This window comes from Nostoc sp. XA010 (assembly GCF_020829625.1).
Lineage (GTDB): Bacteria > Cyanobacteriota > Cyanobacteriia > Cyanobacteriales > Nostocaceae > Nostoc.
The window spans coordinates 1-15,807 of sequence record NZ_JAIVFX010000065.1 but is presented as its reverse complement, the minus strand read 5'-3'; the positions used below and the strand labels follow the sequence as shown (position 1 = coordinate 15,807).

Sequence of the window (15,807 nt, the reverse complement as noted above, 5' to 3'; positions counted from 1 at the left end):
GTCACCACAGGCATAAGCATCAACAACTTTCTGACGCAAGTCGAGAGAGTAGGCTTTCATAGCGACCAGTTATCAGTAGAATTGCTCTCTCCTAAGTGTACTGGACTGGACTGATAACCGCTATAACGAAGCTTCCAGGAATTCTTCTACGCGCACCAAATACCAAAGTCCTTCAATCTCTAGTGGCCCTAGTAATTCTCCAATCTTGGCTATATCAACAGCTGCCCTGATTACATCCGGCAACGTACCACGACTAATAGCTCCTATCATGCCATTGTATATCTTATCTTCTGCTACCGAATATTCTTGAATCAACTGCTCAAATCTGGCGCCATCTTCCAGAATTTGACTTTTCAACTCTTCTGCTAATGCCTGTTCTTCCACAACTAAGCGCGAGAGTACTACCTGATCTAAAAATATTTTGCGTTCAATAAAATACTCTTGGATGTTTAACTTGGTAACTTGAGCTTTCAGTTCTTCTAACTCAACATTAGACGCAATTTGTTTACGAAAATTAGCATAGTCTAATCCCTGATCGGCTAGCCATGCTTGGAAAACTTCGTAGTCAGTTAAATCATTTTCTAACCGAAAATCTAACACTAATTGGTCAATTATTTCGGGGCTAATATCAACATTTTCGAGAGTTTTTAGCTCTTGCTCTATGACGTGTTGGCGAATGATTTCCCAAATAAAATCCTCAAGCTTCCCAGCATTTTCTAAGTGTTGTAATGCTTGCTCTAAAGTAATTTGCTGTCCATCAGCTGTCAAAAATAAGTTAGATTCAGTCATTAGCTAAACTTAAATTTTAAGAATAACGTACAATGATCAGAAAAAAATTAATTAAATTTAACGTTTAAATGTTCACTATTCTTATATCCTACCTTAAAAGAATTGTATGCAAATGAACGTCAGGGGATTTCTGATTCTGATAACTTATTCGATTTGGAAACCTGGCTTTAACAAAGGCCAGCTATTGCTTGATGTACTTACTATTACTGAAAAATGCGGATCTGTTGCAGTTTCTTACACTTGGGGTTCAGTTGCGACGAACTGACAGGAGAGGATGGTGAAGTTTAAGGCACTGGCACTAAAGCATCGGTACGTTATAGCGCGTATCTAATTCCCGATGAAATAAGAAAAATCAGTAAAAAGACTCCCGAAACTATTAAAAATTAAGCATTACTTTCTCTTTTTATCTAATCGCAAACGGGAAAATAACCAGTTTCACTACAATCTAAATGTCTGTATTTATACATACTTACGTTACTTAAGTTTTTGTGTTCCTGACAAAATGTTCTACATTATCAAATGACCTGATTCCAGATGCAATCCCATAATTTTCGTTCTGATGGCTGGGGTTGAGATTAAAGAGGACAAGGCGATGATTCAGACTTTGGCTGACTTCTCAAAACGCAATGCATCTCACGTTAAAGGCATTCTCAATCTGACCATCCCGCTATCGGAGTCTCCAGTTTGGATTTTGGGGCAGTACCTCTGGCAACGCCGGTTTGTCTACTGAGTCACGAAGACCAATGGAGGATGGGCAGAGGGTTCGGTATTATCGGCTCAATACTTTTGATGTCGAGTTTATCCAGAAGGTGTTGGGTTATCGGCAGAGGCAACGGGAGGACAGGGAAAGGAAACGCCACCAGGAGCAGGAGCTTCAGGCGGCTTATGCAGCTAGAATACAGATGCAGTATGGTGTTGAGCGCAGAAGCAGAGGAGCAAAGGTGCAGAGGGGAAAATTAGTACAAGTATCCTCTCTGCACCCCTGCCCCCCGCCCCCTTGCCTGATTTCCCGCCGTCCACACCCCCCATTTCATTAATGAAGATGAAGATAATAATCGGGGGGGTATGGACACAGATCCAGAACTCAGTGATTCTTAGTGGAAACGGGTTAAATATTATGCTCAGTTGGCGATTGAGCAGTTTGAGTTCGGGGTGGAATCAGTTAAAGAATTACATTGTTTTGAGTTAGAGATGATTCACTCTTGAAAAGTATGCTTCAATGTAGCATAAATCAGATGAATCTATTACGTGAACGACGCGCCCTCTGCCACTCATTGCTACTAGCTTACCGCGCTGCTTACAGCACCCTTAAGGGCTGCAATTCCCTGTTCAATGCTAGCCCACAGACCCATGTCAGGTTCCTTACCGGCTATCTCTCGCGTTCCGACGAAGTAAAGAACACCTTTAAGAATCTCTTGGTGAGCGCGATTTTCAAAATTAACTCGGTTGAGCGGTTCCATCAAATCTTGAAGGTCATCATTCAAGGACTGGGCAACCTTGTGTAGAACCAGCCCGGTCATTGTCTGTTAATGCTTTAGCAACTCAAGCTGTAAGTACTTGTCATACAGAGTTAGCTCAGATCCGCTCATCATTTGGCTTACCTTCTGGGCATGTTGTTGAGTAATGTCCCGAGGTTCTGCTGCGTTGCCGTATCTAGAAATAGCTGCTTCGATGATGCCGAGATTTTCGCGATCGCTGTTTATCATTCCTTCGAGCCGCTCGCAAATCGTATTATCGTCCGTCTGTGCTATTAACTTTTGCTCACTTTCCAACAGAACATTCTGAAAAAGCTTTAGATCAGCAAGCTTAGTCGCTATATTTGTCACATCGGCCATGATTATTAACTCCAGACTACAGGTTTTATCGGTTATGACAAGCTCTCCTCACTTTTTCCATACTCTCGTGAGGTTTGAGTAAGTCCGTCCCTCCTCAGAAAGATTTATATCAAGTAACTTAAGTATGTTTTAGCCTTTTTCTAGAAAGTTACATGCGCTCAGGTCTATTTCTGCCAGTTGGTAAAGAGAATAGGCTTCATTAAGAATGTGACTGCTTGGCTTTAGCCGCCGTCTTGTGATAAAACGTCCTGGTAACATTTGGGAGGTGTTAGTAGTTGTAACGACATGACGGAACCGGAAACTAACCTCTGTGCGAATGACGATAAATCGTGGGAAGTTGCCATTGAACAGTATTTTGAGCCATTCAAGGTTGGCAGGGTCCCATGTTCCTGCTGACCTGCTTTTTAAACGCAATGCACTCCGGGAATCTCACTGGAATCCTTTGGCTCAAGCTTGTGCTGAGGGGATGGCGCTACCATTTTGGTTGAACCACAACCCTGTAATCACCACCTCACAAATCAAGGGTGATTTGCAAGATATACAAGCTCGTTGTGAGTCAGTCAGTTTGGTAATTGTGGACTATGTGCAGTTGATTGAACCAATGCGCCGTGAACGTGGCGAAAACCGCGTACAAGAAATTGACTCCATCTTGAAACAACTTAGGGCGATCGCTAAACAATTCAATTGCGCTGTCTTGGGTTTAGCGCAGTTAAAAAGAGAAGTTGATTCACGTTCCGAAAAGCGTCCAACTAAAGCAGATTTTCGGGAATCGGGAGGATTTGAACAGGAGGCTGCTGTCATGTTGGGTTTGTATCGGGAAGATTACTACGATAAACAATCCACCCAAAAAGGCATTTTTGAAGTTTCAGTTTTGAAAAGTCGATTTAGTAGTGAGACGACTGTTAATCTCTTGTTTGATGAACGATTTGGACAGTTTAAGAATTTGGCTAAATCCAACTATTAAAACCCATGAAAGCGCTATCTGTTCGCCAACCCTGGGCATGGGCAATCATTTATGCTCTCAAAAATGTTGATAACACAAAAATAAAACCAGTTCTTCCAAATGATGCACCGATCGCTGTTGTGCTATTCGCGGGTGGCGGTGGGATTGAAGCGGGGATGGTGCAAGCCGGGATTCGTCCGGTCATTGCAGTAGAGTTTGACCCAACTAAACCAGAACTAAGTCGGGCGATCGCCAAAACCCATCACTATAACTTTAGCGAGTATGGCTGTAGAATAATCCAGCTAACAGTTCAAGAAGTAGCACAGTCAGGATTTCTAGGTTTTCCCCGCCGCCCCGATTACCTCCATGCCTCCCCAGTATGCGCCAACTTCAGTCAAGCCCACACAGCTAAAGCAGGTAAGGGCGGCGAAACTACCGATGATCTGACAGCTGCGCTTGCCGTAGCAGAAGCCATCCGGCAGTTGCAGCCACGGGTGTTTACTCTCGAAAATGTTCCACGCTATCAGAACAGTCAGAGTTTCAGTATTATCCTGTCAGCTTTGGAACAAGAGGGGTACTCGGTCAATTACAGCGTGGTCAACATGGCTGATTTTGGGTTGCCCCAGGCGCGTCGGCGGTTAGTCCTGATTGCAAACAAGGGTCTTCATGTTGCCCTACCTTCGGGAGCTACACCTTGTGGTTGGTATGGGGCAATCGCGCATCTCATCCCCACGATGCCTGATTCCCAGCTACTCCCCAAACAACGGCAAGCGGTAGAACAATTTCTGGCAACTAATGAACCAACGCCATTGCTACTAGAGAGAGTTGGAGGACGCAACCGAATGAAGTATAAGCCTGGGCATCTACCCTGCAATACCATTCTGCGGTCACACTTCACAGATCACAAAGGTTGCAACCGTAGTAAGTTCGCTGATATCTGGTTGCCGGACAGTACGGTCAAATCTTTGTCTATTGAAGGGGCTGCAATCTTGCAAGGGTTTCCCGGTTGGTATGAGTTCCCAAAAGAGATTGCTACGGCTGGGTCAATTATCGGCTATTCCGTGCCTCCCATTTTTGCATGCCAATTATTTATGTCAGCACAAAGTATTTTCAAAGGAGCAAAAGTATGACTAATCTTGTCCAAAACTTAGAACAGTGCTGGTATATTTCCCCACCTTGGGGCCAACGAATCTCACCGTTGATGGTTAATTTGTTAGAACGACGAGTGTACGTGAAGTCTGCCAAAGCATTCGGTTACTGCTACGGTGTCGAATGGTCGCTGCAAGGCTGGAAATACGAAATCAATACTTGCAATGACAATATTACTGTTTGGGGTAGTGAACTTATTGGTACAGGTAATTTGCGATCGCTGCCCCAACAAAAACCTGTGTTTGGCTTGGGTGAGTTGGTCGAGTTTCGATTTCACTAGAACAATCTTACAGCGTGCATTGAATCCGCCGAATCTTACCAATAACTTTGGACTTTAATTCACTAGAAGCAATTGCGCTTCCTTGCGTGTTATCAACCAATCACATCTTTGATAAATTCTTAACCTTAATTACCGCCATGATCCAGTATTAAATAGTGTAATTATATAAACTCATAAGCTAACGCAACTATGATGAGTAAAATTTATCAAAACAGAATTCAGGAGTCAGGAGTCAGGAGCTAGGGTGTTAACTTTGTACCATTTTAGGTGTTCAAAATTCATGCAAAATATATGCCAGTAGTTCTAATCAAGGGGACTACGCACAGCCTTACCGCCCCGATTCAGAACATGGGTGTAAATCATTGTCGTTTTTACATCCTTGTGTCCCAGCAATTCCTGCACTGTACGGATGTCGTAGCCGTTTTGTAATATAGCGGTTCCTGATTGAGTGCAATACGCTATGGAATAATGGAGTATATTAACGTCTAAGTAGCTGTAGAATGAAATCTTACTCCAATGTGGGTGCGGTCCTCGAATACACTGGGCATACCCTCATCCTGTTCGACGACCGCTCGTTCCGCTGGTTCAGCGTCAAGCGGTTCGCGTGGGACGGGGCAGGCGATGAGGTCGCAGTACTTGGGGCCCTGGTCGGCCACTGGCGGTATCGGGATCACTACGCCGCAGGGGACTCGCACGAGGAGGACGCCGGCAACATCCACGGTCCGTACTGGGTCGTGGCCATCACCCCGGTCGAGTTCACGCCAATCGGCTCGGAGGGGGCTATTGGCGTGGTCGAGGAGTTCTGCGGGCTGTTCGACTGCCCGCCCCGTCCGGAAGTCCGGGCACAGGTAGAGGCCGTCGTGCTGTCTTGGCTAGGTCGGTCGTCATGGTATCGGCTCCGCGATCTGCCGGACGCCATTCACGAGTGGGGTTCCGTACTCTGGGAATTCAGGGAGTTGGTCGCCATCTCCCACAAGTCACGCGAGGTGCTCTTAGTAGTCATGGCCATCGACTGAGCAAGGCACGCCGAACTAGGCACTGCACCTGACCGACGGGGTTGGTGACAACCTCGTTGAGTTTACTTACAACCGGGAAGAACAAGTTGATGGAGTATGGAAAGGGCGAAGTATTGGCTCAATTCTTTGCAGTGCAGTGACGATGATTCGTCTAATGCAACAACTCTTGGCAACCAGGAAAGATATTATCGCCTTTATCAAAAAGCGAAAACCAAAAAGCCATTAGCAAAATTAGATGTCTGCAAAAATTTTGATAACACAAAATTAAAACCAGTTATTCCAGATAATGCACCGATCGCTGTAGTACTTTTCGCGGGTGGTGGCGGGATAGAAGCTGGGATGGTACAGGCTGGTATTCGCCCAGTTATTGCAGTAGAGTTTGACCCAACTAAACCAGACTTGAGTACTTAAGTAGCGAACAAAGAGAACAGGTATTGAGTTGGTTACAAACTCTCGTATTTTTGGGAACTGGGGGAACTAGAATATAAACTAGCCTTTGAATATGATGTGATTTATGAGTCAAAACAAAGTTACTATGACTTGTTCAACGTAGCGGGAATTAGTTGGAAGAAAACCATTAAACTGAACCCTCTATTAATCCACAGAAAAATGGTGAGGTGATGGATGCGTCGCATCAAATCTTGGGTGTTTTTGCCAATTGCGTTAATATTTGGCTGCTCAGATCAACTGTTTCAATCTAACTCGTCTGTAGCCTACTCTAACCCAGCATTAGTTCCACAAACTAGTCCGATATCAAAAGTAAGTTACCTTTCATCGTTGGAACAAGAGGTAATTGTTGAAACAAATAAGGTACGAATAAATCCCAAATCATACCTCCCGATTCTAGAAAACTATAGAAAGCGCTTTGAGGGAAACCTAGTAAATGTTTCTAATAATACCTATTGGCAAACTCAAGAAGGAGTCAAAGCAGTTGATGAGGCAATCGCATTTTTGAAATCAGCGCCTCCTGTGGGAGCATTGAGTCCATCTAAGGGTATGTCTTTAGGAGCAAAAGACCATGTTAAAGACCAAGGCCCAAAAGGTGCTACGGGTCATAATGGTAGCGATGGTAGCAACCCCTTTACTCGCATCAACCGCTATGGTAAATGGCAAACAACCGCAGGCGAAAACATCACTTATGGCTTCAACACTGCTGAAGATATTGTCATGCAATTAATTATTGATGATAGTGTGCGCGATCGCAGTCATAGAAAAAACATTTTTAACGGCGCTTTTAAAGTGTCTGGTGTTGCTTGTGGAATTCACAAATCATATAGGACAATTTGTGTAATTAACTACGCTGATGGGTATAGGGATAAATAATTTGAGTTAGGAAGTGGGGACAATTACCGAAGGTTCTGAATTATTCTACTTAAAAGCAGGCGTAATAAAGTAAAAATATTTTTTTGTCCTTTACAAGCCCACACAGCAAAAGCAGGTAAAGGTGGGGAAACTAACGATGACTTGACCGCGGCGAAGCGCCGATCTATCGGCGCTTCGCTATCGCTATTGCTGAAGCTATCCGACAGTTACAGCCACGGGTTTTCACTCTCGAAAATGTCCCACGCTATCAGAACAGTCAGAGTTTCAGTATCATTTTGTCAGCTTTGGAGCAAGAGAGGTACTCGGTCGATTACACTGTGGTCAACATGGCTGACTTGAGGTTGCTCCAGGCGCGGCGGCGGTTAGTCCTGATTGCAAGTAGGGGTTGTCACGTTGCAATACCTTCGGGAACTACACCTTGCGGTTGGTACGATCCTATTGCTCACCTCATCCCCACCATGACTGATTCAGAACTACTCCCCAAACAACGGCAAGCTTTGGAGAAATTTTTAGCCGGGAATGCGCCAACACCATTGCTAATAGAAAGAGTTGGGGGGCGTACAGAATCCAAGTACAAACCTGGATATTTACCTTGCAACACAATATTGCGATGCCTGCGGCGGGCTGCGCCTACGCATTTCACAGATCACAAAAGCTGCAACCGTAGTAAGTTCGCTGATATCTGGTTGCCTGATGGTACGGTCAAATCCTTGTCAATTCAAGGTGCAGCAATCTTGCAAGGGTTTCCCAGTTGGTACAAGTTTCCCAACGAGACTGCTACGGCGGGGTCAATTATCGGCTATTCCGTGCCTCCCAGTTTTGCAACTCAATTATTCATGTCGGCACAAAGTATAGCTATGTAGGCAATAGCTTTATTTTTATGGATCTCCCCTAACCTACTTGTTCCATGCATTTGGAAATTTTGCAAGAAATCTATTCACCAAGCCACAGCCAAACCATCGGTACGAGACTCACAGGCAGCAATTAAAACTCGCTCTTGCTTGTAAATAATTTGACCGCGGCCGAAAAAATCATCGGGATTTTGCAGTACATGATGGCCGCGTTTAGCTAGTTGTTGAGTTATTTCCTTCGATGCAGTTTGCTCTACTAATACTGTAGAACCAGAGACAAATTGCCATCTGGGAGCATCTAAAGCAGCTTGGGGATTGAAGCCGTAATCAGCTAAATTCACCACTAGTTGCAGATGTCCTTGTGGTTGCATAGCTCCTCCCATAACACCAAATGCTCCAATTGGGCGATCGCCTTGAGTCAAAAAGCCAGGGATAATGGTATGAATTGGGCGCTTATTGGGGGCAAAATGGTTAGGATGTTGCAAATCAAGGCCAAACCCGTAACCCCGATTTTGCAAAGCTATGCCGGTATTTGCGGGGAGGATGCCACTACCAAAGCCTGTAAAATTAGATTGAATCAAAGATACTATTAATTCGCCATCAGCGGCGGCGAGATACACTGTTCCACCTTTTGGTAATCCAGGTTCAGCTAAAGCGATCGCTTGTTCTGTAATTAAAGCACGGCGTTTAGCAGCATAATCTAACGAGAGAAGATCCTTTGTAGCTACTTTTAAAAAAGGTTCGTCAGCAATGTACTTATACACGTCAGCAAAGGCTAGTTTCATCGCCTCGATTTGTAAATGGTAACTTTGTGCGGATTCTCGCGGATAACGATCCAATTCAAAGCCGGATAGGATATTTAAGGCAATTAAAGTTGCAATACCTTGGGTGTTAGGTGGAATTTCCCAAACTGTCAAATCCCGATAGTTCGTAGATATGGGTTGCACCCATTGGGCTTGATGAGCTGCCAAGTCATCTTTAGTTAAGTAACCACCAGTATCGGCGGCAAAGTCAGCGATACGTTGAGCGATGTTACCACGGTAAAAGCTTTCACCACCAGTTGCGGCAATTTCTCGCAGGGTTTGGGCGTGTGCGTGAGAATGCCAAATTTCTCCTGCCTCAGGCGCTCTATTATTGGGAAAAAATACTTGTTTAAAAAAGTTAAATTCTTTACCTACAAGCGACAGATAATTTTGTTCCAACCGTTTCCAAGCTAGGGAAACCATAGGCGATACAGGGAAGCCTTCTTCGGCATAGCGAATTGCAGGAACAAATAACTTCTCGAAAGGTAAACGTCCCCAACGCTCCCACAAGGTTCGCCACGCACTAACAGCACCCGGTACAGTAACAGCACGCCAATCATATTTGGGTACGGCATTGAGTCCAGCAAAGTTTTGTAGAGTTAGTTTCTGCGGACTTTTTCCAGAACCATTTAAACCATGCAGTTTGCCATCCCAAACTAAAGCAAAAGCATCAGCACCAATGCCATTTGCAGTAGGTTCGACTACAGTCAGGGCGATGGCCACAGCTATCGCAGCATCAACCGCGCTACCACCAGCCAATAACATTTCCATACCAGCTATAGTCGCCAACGGTTGACTAGCTGCCACAGCTCCCCGGCTACCCATAATTACTCGTCGGGTACTAGGATACGGATAATTGGTGAGGTTTGCCAAACTCATTTTTTGGTGAAGAAGATTAGATACAATTTTGTATTTGTGTAATAGAATACAATATTTTTACAAATACTGTTTGTGTTCGCCAACACATAGACTGAGCATATTCTATTGTTTGGAAGCCCCTGAAACCTCTGCATATCGATACACCTGACCGTGGCATTTCTGAGTTAATTGTTCGCAAGCAGAGGAATGGTCCTACTGGTACTGTCAAGCTTTTGTTTGACCATCAGTTTACCTCCTTAAAGAAAGAGATTACACCAATTCCTTACATTGGGCGGTTGGGACTGAAGTCTGGTCAGGGCAGGGGGTAGATGTAATTTTAAGACAATTAAATTGTAGTTGCGTCAGTAGTTCATTTGTTCGCGTTGAGAGGGCTGGCCTTTAAATCAATTTAAACTCAAAAATAATGTCGGATAATCAATCACTTTTATTTATTAAATTAAAAATAAAATATAATTGCTTTTATCATAAAAGGTTTTTAAGCTGAAGTTAGCCGATCGGCAATAAGTTGGTTGTAAAGTTTTTCTTAACAGTAGCTTAGGAAAACCAACTCAAATACAAAGTATATTTCAGTGTGAGTTTAAAATATTATGCCTGCGGTAATCTCTAACAAATCAGAATATGCACTTCAAGCCCTGTTAGAGTTGGCAACCTGCTACCCTAACGGTGAAGCTCTGCAAATTCGAGAGATAGCGGCATTGCAAGAGATACCGAACCGCTATTTGGAGCAACTCCTGGCGACATTAAGGCGTGGAGGTTTAATTAAGAGTATACGCAAAGCCAAGGGTGGTTATGTTCTGGCACGAGATCCCGGAAAGATTACAGTGTTAGATGCTTTTAGCTGCATGGAAGGCTCAGATATTGTTGTCTCTGAGTGTGAACCGACTCCTAACACAGTAGAAGGTGAGTTAATTCAGGAAGTCTGGCAGGAAGCATGTCAGGCTGCTAACTCCGTTTTGGAAAAATATACACTCCAAGACCTTTGTGAACGACGCTCAATGCGAAAGCAGAAGGAACTTATGTATTACATTTAGAAAGCATGAAGTGGGAAAATTTTCATTTTTAACTAATTTAGAACAAGTTCCACATCTCACTTTTAGGAGTATGGAATTAATGGGTGTGAGTGAGGAATTGACCAACAAACATTTTCTATCTCTGGTAATGAATCTATCAGTCTAGCCATTGATTGTTCTTCAATTTCTGCAAATAACTTCAACTTATTGAAGAATTTTTAATATGAATAACGACAATCACATAGACAAAATTAATTTTCTCTACCAGCGCTATCGATATCTCGGTAAGCATACGCCTCAAAACTTTTTATTTAATGCTAATCTTCAAGAATTTTCTCAACGTGTCTGTTATCTCTCTAATCTACAGACTTTAGGAAAAATTTCTTCACAGGAATGTTATGAGGAAATTGAGTTACTCTGGCAGCAGTTAACACAAAGCTTTAAGACGCTAATAATTGATGAGTTTGACGTAAATGGATAATTGGGTACGCCGGGAGCAATCGAGCAGTAACCTTTGTAGTGATTGCTCCCATTGTACAAGCAGTGCTTATAAACAATCATGATTAGAGTTTACTTCTTCTACTAATAGTCAAACTTATTTAATATATCTACTTAAAACTTATTCAATATATCTAGTTTTAACCCAGATTTAACTTTAATTTAAGTCCTCGGTAAATAAACGTTAAAGCATAGCCTTCAAACTAAAGCACAATCAGGAGCAGTCAATATATAGGCTTGTTTTTACAAATGAAAACAAGATTTGTATTTGCTGCCTTTCCTTAGTAATAAAGCTCATTTTAAGCATCTTTGCTCTTCAAGTAGCTATTACTTAAAGCAAGGATTACTAGGTAGTGCCTCGCAATGAATTTTAAAACAGAGATTGTATGAACAAAAACAAAAGAGAACTTTTAGCACCTCCGCTCTCAAACAAGATTCCCAAAATGCTCCCTGGTAGAGTTAAGCGACGTTTGTTTTTGGGTGGGTTAATTATTGGGATGTCTGCTGTTACTTTCTGGGGAGGAGAATTCTTCCTACGCCAGAATCCAATAACATTGGCTGATATAGCCAACCAAAAGAAGCCTTATATCTTACCACCTGGGCAAGCTCGTCTCAATCTTGTTTTAATTCTAGATGGGCTACGCCCTGATTCCATCAATCCACAAAATACACCAAACATATATCGTCTACGACAACAAGGTGTCAACTACCTCAATGGACACGCTGTTTTTCCCACAGTCACAAGGGTGAACTCCGCAGCGATCGCCACTGGGTATTACCCAGGTAAAAATGGAATTGTCAGCAATTCTATGTATGTGCCACGAGTCAACCCAACCAAATCATTTAGCACAGGAGAATATCCCGAACTCCTTAAGCTTGATCAGGTAACGGACGGAAAATTAATTTTTGTCAAAAGTTTGGGTGAACACCTTCAAGAAAACGGGATGAAACTGGCTGTTGTTAGTTCTGGTTCAACCGGAAGTGCTTTACTACTTAATCCTCGAAGCATCAGTAAGAATGTTGGCGTTTTGATTAATGGCTACTTTGATCCTGGTAAACTTGTAGCATTCCCCCCTGAAGTCAACCGGGCAATTTTAACTCGTTTCGGTGCTGCCCCTGCAAATAAAGATACTAACAACGACGGTCGCTTAAATGAAGCAGTGGACTGGAGTGAGAAAGTTCTTCTCTCTTATGTCATTCCAGAATTAAAACCTGATGTAGTCTTTAATTGGTTAACCGAACCTGACAGTACTCAGCATGAGCTTGGGGCAGGATCTCCAGAAGCAATTAATGTAATCCGCAACGATGACCGCAATATTGGTTTAATTCTAGATCAACTCAAAAAACTTGGATTGTATGACCGAACTAATATCTTTGTGATCTCAGATCACGGCTTTAGTGTTCATACCTATACAGTCAACCTGACACAAGAATTAATTAATGCTGGGTTAAAGCTTTCAAAAGACTCAGATGACGTAGTTTTAGCTAGCAGCAGTCAGGCAGTGTTACTACATATTAAAGACCGCAACCCTCGGCAGATAGAGAAAATAGTCAAGTTCTTACAAAAAAAGGACTGGGCTGGGGTTCTGTTTACAGCAGCATACAGACCCCAAAACTCCCAACTTGACGATTCATTTGCTCGACAAAATAAGCAAAATCATCTCAAACCAGAAGGTTGGGTAGGTGGAACCTTTTCTTTAGAACTCATCCATGAGTTTAACCAAGAACGAGGTGCTGACATCATTTTGACTTTTCCCTGGACTTCGCAAAAGAACGCCTTTGGAGTCGAAGGAACTGATTTTACAGAAACTGCTAGTGGAACAACTGGACCGCTTACAGGCAATGACAGCGGTCATGGCAGTATGAGTCCTTGGAATGTCCGCAATACCTTTATTGCTTGGGGAGTCGATTTCAAGCAAGGAGTAACTATTGATACCCCAGTAAGTAATGTTGATATTACTCCCACGATCTTGGCACTTAAGGGTATTAATAGCAATGAAAACTTTGACGGTCGTGTACTCAAAGAAGGCTTGAAGGCAGGCATAGACCCAATAGACATTAAAGTTCAGACTAAGGTTTTTACAGCCACAACACGAGGCTATAAAGCTTCTATCCAAGTCTCAGAAGTGGAAAATCAACGCTATATAGATATAGGTACTGGTCAGAGAGAAAAAATTGTTATGAGGTTGCAGCAGTCTAAGCATACGCTGGCTTATTCAAGTAGATTCAGATGAGGAAAATATTCTAGTGTCACTCTGGCACAATGAGTTTGAGGTGATTACCCCGAAATTAAAATAACTTCAGGCTGTTGCCGATGGCTCCTCACCAATTCCCAGTTCCTTCTTACTATGCTTTAACTGTTTCCAAAGTCCCTTAATTTGCTGATAAGCATCTTCTGGGTCAAGCTTACCATTGCTTTCTAAACTGGTGATCATGCCAACCTTTTGAGCAAATTCTTGCAAATTAGCATTGAAAACTAAGTTTTCTGGTTTAACTTGTCCGTAGTAGCGACCACGAGGGTCAAGGAATTTATTTTTGTCTTCCTCATGAGACTGGTTCATGGCTTCACCTCCCTACTAATAAGTTTTCATCAATAATGTCAACCCAGTTTCAACTATCTCCTTAACTAAATGGCTGCTTGGAAATATAGTTAGCGATTACTGAAATTAGGAGCCTTTTTTTAGTATGACTCATAGTCAAAAATCGTCAAATGTAGAATGAAAGAATTTCAGCCATATTCACACTAGTGAAGCATTAAAAAATTAACTATCCCAATTACAACAAGAATTGGGAGATAGTTCAGACACACCAGTGTGAGCTATACCTAAGCTAAAATATAATACCTGCATTTTGAAATAGTGGCACTATACAAAGATTAGACGCAATCAACCAAGCCCAATGCAACACCCTTGCCTGAGTGCGTGTTAACCAATGGTTATCAAAATTTAGTCAAACAAACATAAATGCACCATTACCCCAAGGAGCAATCGTAAGCTGTGGAGGCGCGATTGTTACTTAGGCAGGGATGAGGCGGGGGCGGCGAGAAGCGTTCGCGAAGCGTCTCGAAGAGAAGCTTAGGCTTTTGGCGATCGCTTTGTTAGGTGGGCGGATACGCGAACGCCTACGACAAGCGCACTTTCATAAAATACTCTACTGAATTATCCACTTGGGCAGAGTATATAAAAACCAATGCTTGGTTTACTAGCGGGCAATCACCGATTATAACTAAGCCATCAAGATTAATCCTAACGATGCCCTAGCCTACAGCAGACGGAAACCTTGGGAAACAATAATATCCTCTACGCTTGTTGCGTCTATTTATATAGCTCAACTTATATAGCTCAACCCTTGATCTTCGGAAAAATATCACCAAATCGACAGAACCATCTGCTTTAGCTGGCAAGATAGAATCGTAATGAAAGTTAACATTGTTAAATATATCTTCAATTATGTTTCCTAACCTTGTGGAAGATACCAAAGAATACTGGTGCAAGTTAAATGAGTTAGAAGTTGCTTACCAAAAAGGTGAAGTCTCTATTGAAGAGGTAGATGCGAGGGTTAAATTGCTGATGACTGAATTAGGTAAAAGTCGCCAGGCAGCATTAAACTACGTTTTGAATAGCTTTTACCATCTTTTGAATGAGCAAGGAGAAGCAATTGTTGGTATAGCAATTTTAGGAGTCATTAGCTACGCTTGGGTGGTTCTCAGCTAAGTAGGCGGCTAGAATAAAATGTAAGATAAAAGAGATTTGTTCTTTGTAGAGGGGCAATATTGCTAATGTCTGCACCCATAAAGATAAATTGGCAATGTTCTAGATCGGTTGCTATGTCCTTAAACTAGTAAACCAAACTCATAGCGGTTGATGAATAAACCTATAACTATGCCGTACATCTCCTCTGTTTTAGAAAAGCAAATTGTCTTCCAAGCTAGCTGTTTGATTCTTGTTCTTAATCTCAAGTGCTTCTGTTCAATTCGTTGAATCTTCTGTTTAACTATCTCATGACGCTGTGCTGGTAAATGTCGTTCATAGGCTCTCCACCCATCTAATCAATTAGAAAGTTCGAGATGTGAAATGCTCCCAAACTAGCGGACTGAATGGTGCTATCAAACTGCTATAACTTAATAAACCAAGCCCAATACAACCCCATCATTTGTATGCCTGTAAACCAATGGTTATTAAAACTTGGTTAAACATGAATGCACCATTACACCAAGGTAGCGATCGCACGGCTATGGAAGGAGATTGTTAATCACCATTGGTGACGGGCGATAAGCTTTCGCCTAAGCATAAAGGGGATCGCTTAGAGGCTATTTATAAAGTAAATCTAAAAGCCAGGAGAAAGGAGTTATGATAACGATAAAATACTTCATGTGCAGTGTATTTACATAGATAGTCGGTATGGCACGAAAGTCTTATCCCACAGATTTAA

17 protein-coding genes and 3 pseudogenes are annotated in these 15,807 nt (G+C 42.6%); 13 read left to right on the top strand and 7 right to left on the bottom strand.

Annotated elements, in window-relative coordinates:
* Positions 1–120 precede the first annotated feature (120 nt).
* Positions 121–789, bottom strand: a complete 669-nt coding sequence (locus tag LC608_RS34120; protein WP_229557793.1) for a peptidylprolyl isomerase — start codon at positions 787–789, stop codon at positions 121–123.
* 592 nt (positions 790–1,381) lie between these two features.
* Between LC608_RS34120 and LC608_RS34115 the strand changes: the two genes are divergently transcribed.
* Positions 1,382–1,519, top strand: a complete 138-nt coding sequence (locus tag LC608_RS34115) for a hypothetical protein (RefSeq protein WP_229557792.1) — start codon at positions 1,382–1,384, stop codon at positions 1,517–1,519.
* A 550-nt stretch (positions 1,520–2,069) separates the two neighbouring features.
* On the opposite strand, the gene LC608_RS34110 is transcribed toward LC608_RS34115, so the two are convergent.
* Both LC608_RS34110 and LC608_RS34105 read right to left on the bottom strand, forming a co-directional pair.
* A complete protein-coding gene (locus tag LC608_RS34110) occupies positions 2,070–2,309 on the bottom strand; it encodes a hypothetical protein (protein WP_229557791.1) in 240 nt (79 codons plus the stop codon).
* 6 nt (positions 2,310–2,315) lie between these two features.
* Positions 2,316–2,624 (bottom strand): hypothetical protein, encoded by a 309-nt coding sequence (locus LC608_RS34105; RefSeq protein ID WP_229557790.1) that lies wholly within the window; start codon positions 2,622–2,624, stop codon positions 2,316–2,318.
* A gap of 370 nt (positions 2,625–2,994) precedes the next feature.
* Here LC608_RS34105 and LC608_RS34100 point away from each other — a divergent pair, with 370 nt between their 5' ends.
* Genes LC608_RS34100 through LC608_RS34090 form a run of 3 tightly spaced genes read left to right on the top strand, consistent with a single transcriptional unit; the run spans position 2,995 to position 4,996 of the window.
* Positions 2,995–3,588: a DnaB-like helicase C-terminal domain-containing protein gene (locus tag LC608_RS34100; protein ID WP_229557789.1), complete on the top strand. Its 594-nt coding sequence runs from the start codon at positions 2,995–2,997 to the stop codon at positions 3,586–3,588.
* 5 nt (positions 3,589–3,593) lie between these two features.
* Positions 3,594–4,697, top strand: coding sequence for a DNA cytosine methyltransferase (locus LC608_RS34095; RefSeq protein WP_229557788.1), 1,104 nt, complete (start codon positions 3,594–3,596; stop codon positions 4,695–4,697).
* A complete protein-coding gene (locus LC608_RS34090; RefSeq protein ID WP_229557787.1) occupies positions 4,694–4,996 on the top strand; it encodes a DUF1392 family protein in 303 nt (100 codons plus the stop codon). Before LC608_RS34095 ends, LC608_RS34090 begins: the two co-directional genes overlap by 4 nt.
* A gap of 303 nt (positions 4,997–5,299) precedes the next feature.
* On the opposite strand, the pseudogene LC608_RS34085 reads toward LC608_RS34090, so the two are convergent.
* A pseudogene (locus LC608_RS34085) lies at positions 5,300–5,434 on the bottom strand (tyrosine-type recombinase/integrase); the annotation flags it as partial.
* A 62-nt stretch (positions 5,435–5,496) separates the two neighbouring features.
* Between LC608_RS34085 and LC608_RS34080 the strand changes: the two are divergent.
* From LC608_RS34080 to LC608_RS34060, 5 genes and pseudogenes are all read left to right on the top strand, one after another.
* The gene (locus tag LC608_RS34080) at positions 5,497–6,012 is read left to right on the top strand and encodes a hypothetical protein (RefSeq protein WP_229557786.1); all 516 of its coding nucleotides are present in this window, start codon (positions 5,497–5,499) and stop codon (positions 6,010–6,012) included.
* Positions 6,013–6,108: 96 nt separating this feature from the next.
* On the top strand, positions 6,109–6,423 hold the full coding sequence (locus tag LC608_RS34075) for a hypothetical protein (RefSeq protein ID WP_229557785.1): 315 nt from the start codon (positions 6,109–6,111) through the stop codon (positions 6,421–6,423).
* Between the two features lie 14 nt (positions 6,424–6,437).
* Positions 6,438–6,603 (top strand): annotated as a pseudogene (locus LC608_RS34070) (winged helix-turn-helix domain-containing protein); the annotation flags it as partial.
* A gap of 33 nt (positions 6,604–6,636) precedes the next feature.
* A complete protein-coding gene (locus tag LC608_RS34065; protein WP_229557784.1) occupies positions 6,637–7,335 on the top strand; it encodes a CAP domain-containing protein in 699 nt (232 codons plus the stop codon).
* A gap of 161 nt (positions 7,336–7,496) precedes the next feature.
* Positions 7,497–8,198, top strand: coding sequence for a DNA cytosine methyltransferase (locus LC608_RS34060; protein ID WP_308189970.1), 702 nt, complete (start codon positions 7,497–7,499; stop codon positions 8,196–8,198).
* A gap of 74 nt (positions 8,199–8,272) precedes the next feature.
* On the opposite strand, the gene LC608_RS34055 is transcribed toward LC608_RS34060, so the two are convergent.
* A complete protein-coding gene (locus LC608_RS34055) occupies positions 8,273–9,868 on the bottom strand; it encodes a gamma-glutamyltransferase family protein (RefSeq protein WP_229557783.1) in 1,596 nt (531 codons plus the stop codon).
* Between the two features lie 587 nt (positions 9,869–10,455).
* Between LC608_RS34055 and LC608_RS34045 the strand changes: the two genes are divergently transcribed.
* From LC608_RS34045 to LC608_RS34035, 3 genes are all read left to right on the top strand, one after another.
* On the top strand, positions 10,456–10,899 hold the full coding sequence (locus tag LC608_RS34045; RefSeq protein WP_229557782.1) for an Rrf2 family transcriptional regulator: 444 nt from the start codon (positions 10,456–10,458) through the stop codon (positions 10,897–10,899).
* A 202-nt stretch (positions 10,900–11,101) separates the two neighbouring features.
* Entirely contained in the window at positions 11,102–11,359 is a 258-nt protein-coding gene (locus tag LC608_RS34040; RefSeq protein WP_229557781.1) for a hypothetical protein, read from the top strand.
* Between the two features lie 403 nt (positions 11,360–11,762).
* On the top strand, positions 11,763–13,610 hold the full coding sequence (locus LC608_RS34035; protein ID WP_229557780.1) for an alkaline phosphatase family protein: 1,848 nt from the start codon (positions 11,763–11,765) through the stop codon (positions 13,608–13,610).
* A 66-nt stretch (positions 13,611–13,676) separates the two neighbouring features.
* On the opposite strand, the gene LC608_RS34030 is transcribed toward LC608_RS34035, so the two are convergent.
* Positions 13,677–13,937, bottom strand: a complete 261-nt coding sequence (locus LC608_RS34030; RefSeq protein ID WP_163937294.1) for a hypothetical protein — start codon at positions 13,935–13,937, stop codon at positions 13,677–13,679.
* An 888-nt stretch (positions 13,938–14,825) separates the two neighbouring features.
* Here LC608_RS34030 and LC608_RS34025 point away from each other — a divergent pair.
* Positions 14,826–15,089: a hypothetical protein gene (locus tag LC608_RS34025; protein WP_190944757.1), complete on the top strand. Its 264-nt coding sequence runs from the start codon at positions 14,826–14,828 to the stop codon at positions 15,087–15,089.
* A gap of 119 nt (positions 15,090–15,208) precedes the next feature.
* Here LC608_RS34025 and LC608_RS37745 read toward each other — a convergent pair.
* Positions 15,209–15,409 (bottom strand): annotated as a pseudogene (locus LC608_RS37745) (IS1 family transposase); the annotation flags it as partial.
* Positions 15,410–15,807 lie beyond the last annotated feature (398 nt).

Coding starts and splice junctions, on each gene's coding strand:
- LC608_RS34120 (WP_229557793.1), bottom strand. CDS start 789: ATGACTGAATCTAACTTATTTTTGACAGCTGATGGACAGCAAATTACT.
- LC608_RS34115 (WP_229557792.1), top strand. CDS start 1,382: ATGATTCAGACTTTGGCTGACTTCTCAAAACGCAATGCATCTCACGTT.
- LC608_RS34110 (WP_229557791.1), bottom strand. CDS start 2,309: ATGACCGGGCTGGTTCTACACAAGGTTGCCCAGTCCTTGAATGATGAC.
- LC608_RS34105 (WP_229557790.1), bottom strand. CDS start 2,624: ATGGCCGATGTGACAAATATAGCGACTAAGCTTGCTGATCTAAAGCTT.
- LC608_RS34095 (WP_229557788.1), top strand. CDS start 3,594: ATGAAAGCGCTATCTGTTCGCCAACCCTGGGCATGGGCAATCATTTAT.
- LC608_RS34090 (WP_229557787.1), top strand. CDS start 4,694: ATGACTAATCTTGTCCAAAACTTAGAACAGTGCTGGTATATTTCCCCA.
- LC608_RS34080 (WP_229557786.1), top strand. CDS start 5,497: ATGAAATCTTACTCCAATGTGGGTGCGGTCCTCGAATACACTGGGCAT.
- LC608_RS34075 (WP_229557785.1), top strand. CDS start 6,109: ATGGAAAGGGCGAAGTATTGGCTCAATTCTTTGCAGTGCAGTGACGAT.
- LC608_RS34065 (WP_229557784.1), top strand. CDS start 6,637: ATGCGTCGCATCAAATCTTGGGTGTTTTTGCCAATTGCGTTAATATTT.
- LC608_RS34055 (WP_229557783.1), bottom strand. CDS start 9,868: ATGAGTTTGGCAAACCTCACCAATTATCCGTATCCTAGTACCCGACGA.
- LC608_RS34045 (WP_229557782.1), top strand. CDS start 10,456: ATGCCTGCGGTAATCTCTAACAAATCAGAATATGCACTTCAAGCCCTG.
- LC608_RS34040 (WP_229557781.1), top strand. CDS start 11,102: ATGAATAACGACAATCACATAGACAAAATTAATTTTCTCTACCAGCGC.
- LC608_RS34035 (WP_229557780.1), top strand. CDS start 11,763: ATGAACAAAAACAAAAGAGAACTTTTAGCACCTCCGCTCTCAAACAAG.
- LC608_RS34030 (WP_163937294.1), bottom strand. CDS start 13,937: ATGAACCAGTCTCATGAGGAAGACAAAAATAAATTCCTTGACCCTCGT.
- LC608_RS34025 (WP_190944757.1), top strand. CDS start 14,826: ATGTTTCCTAACCTTGTGGAAGATACCAAAGAATACTGGTGCAAGTTA.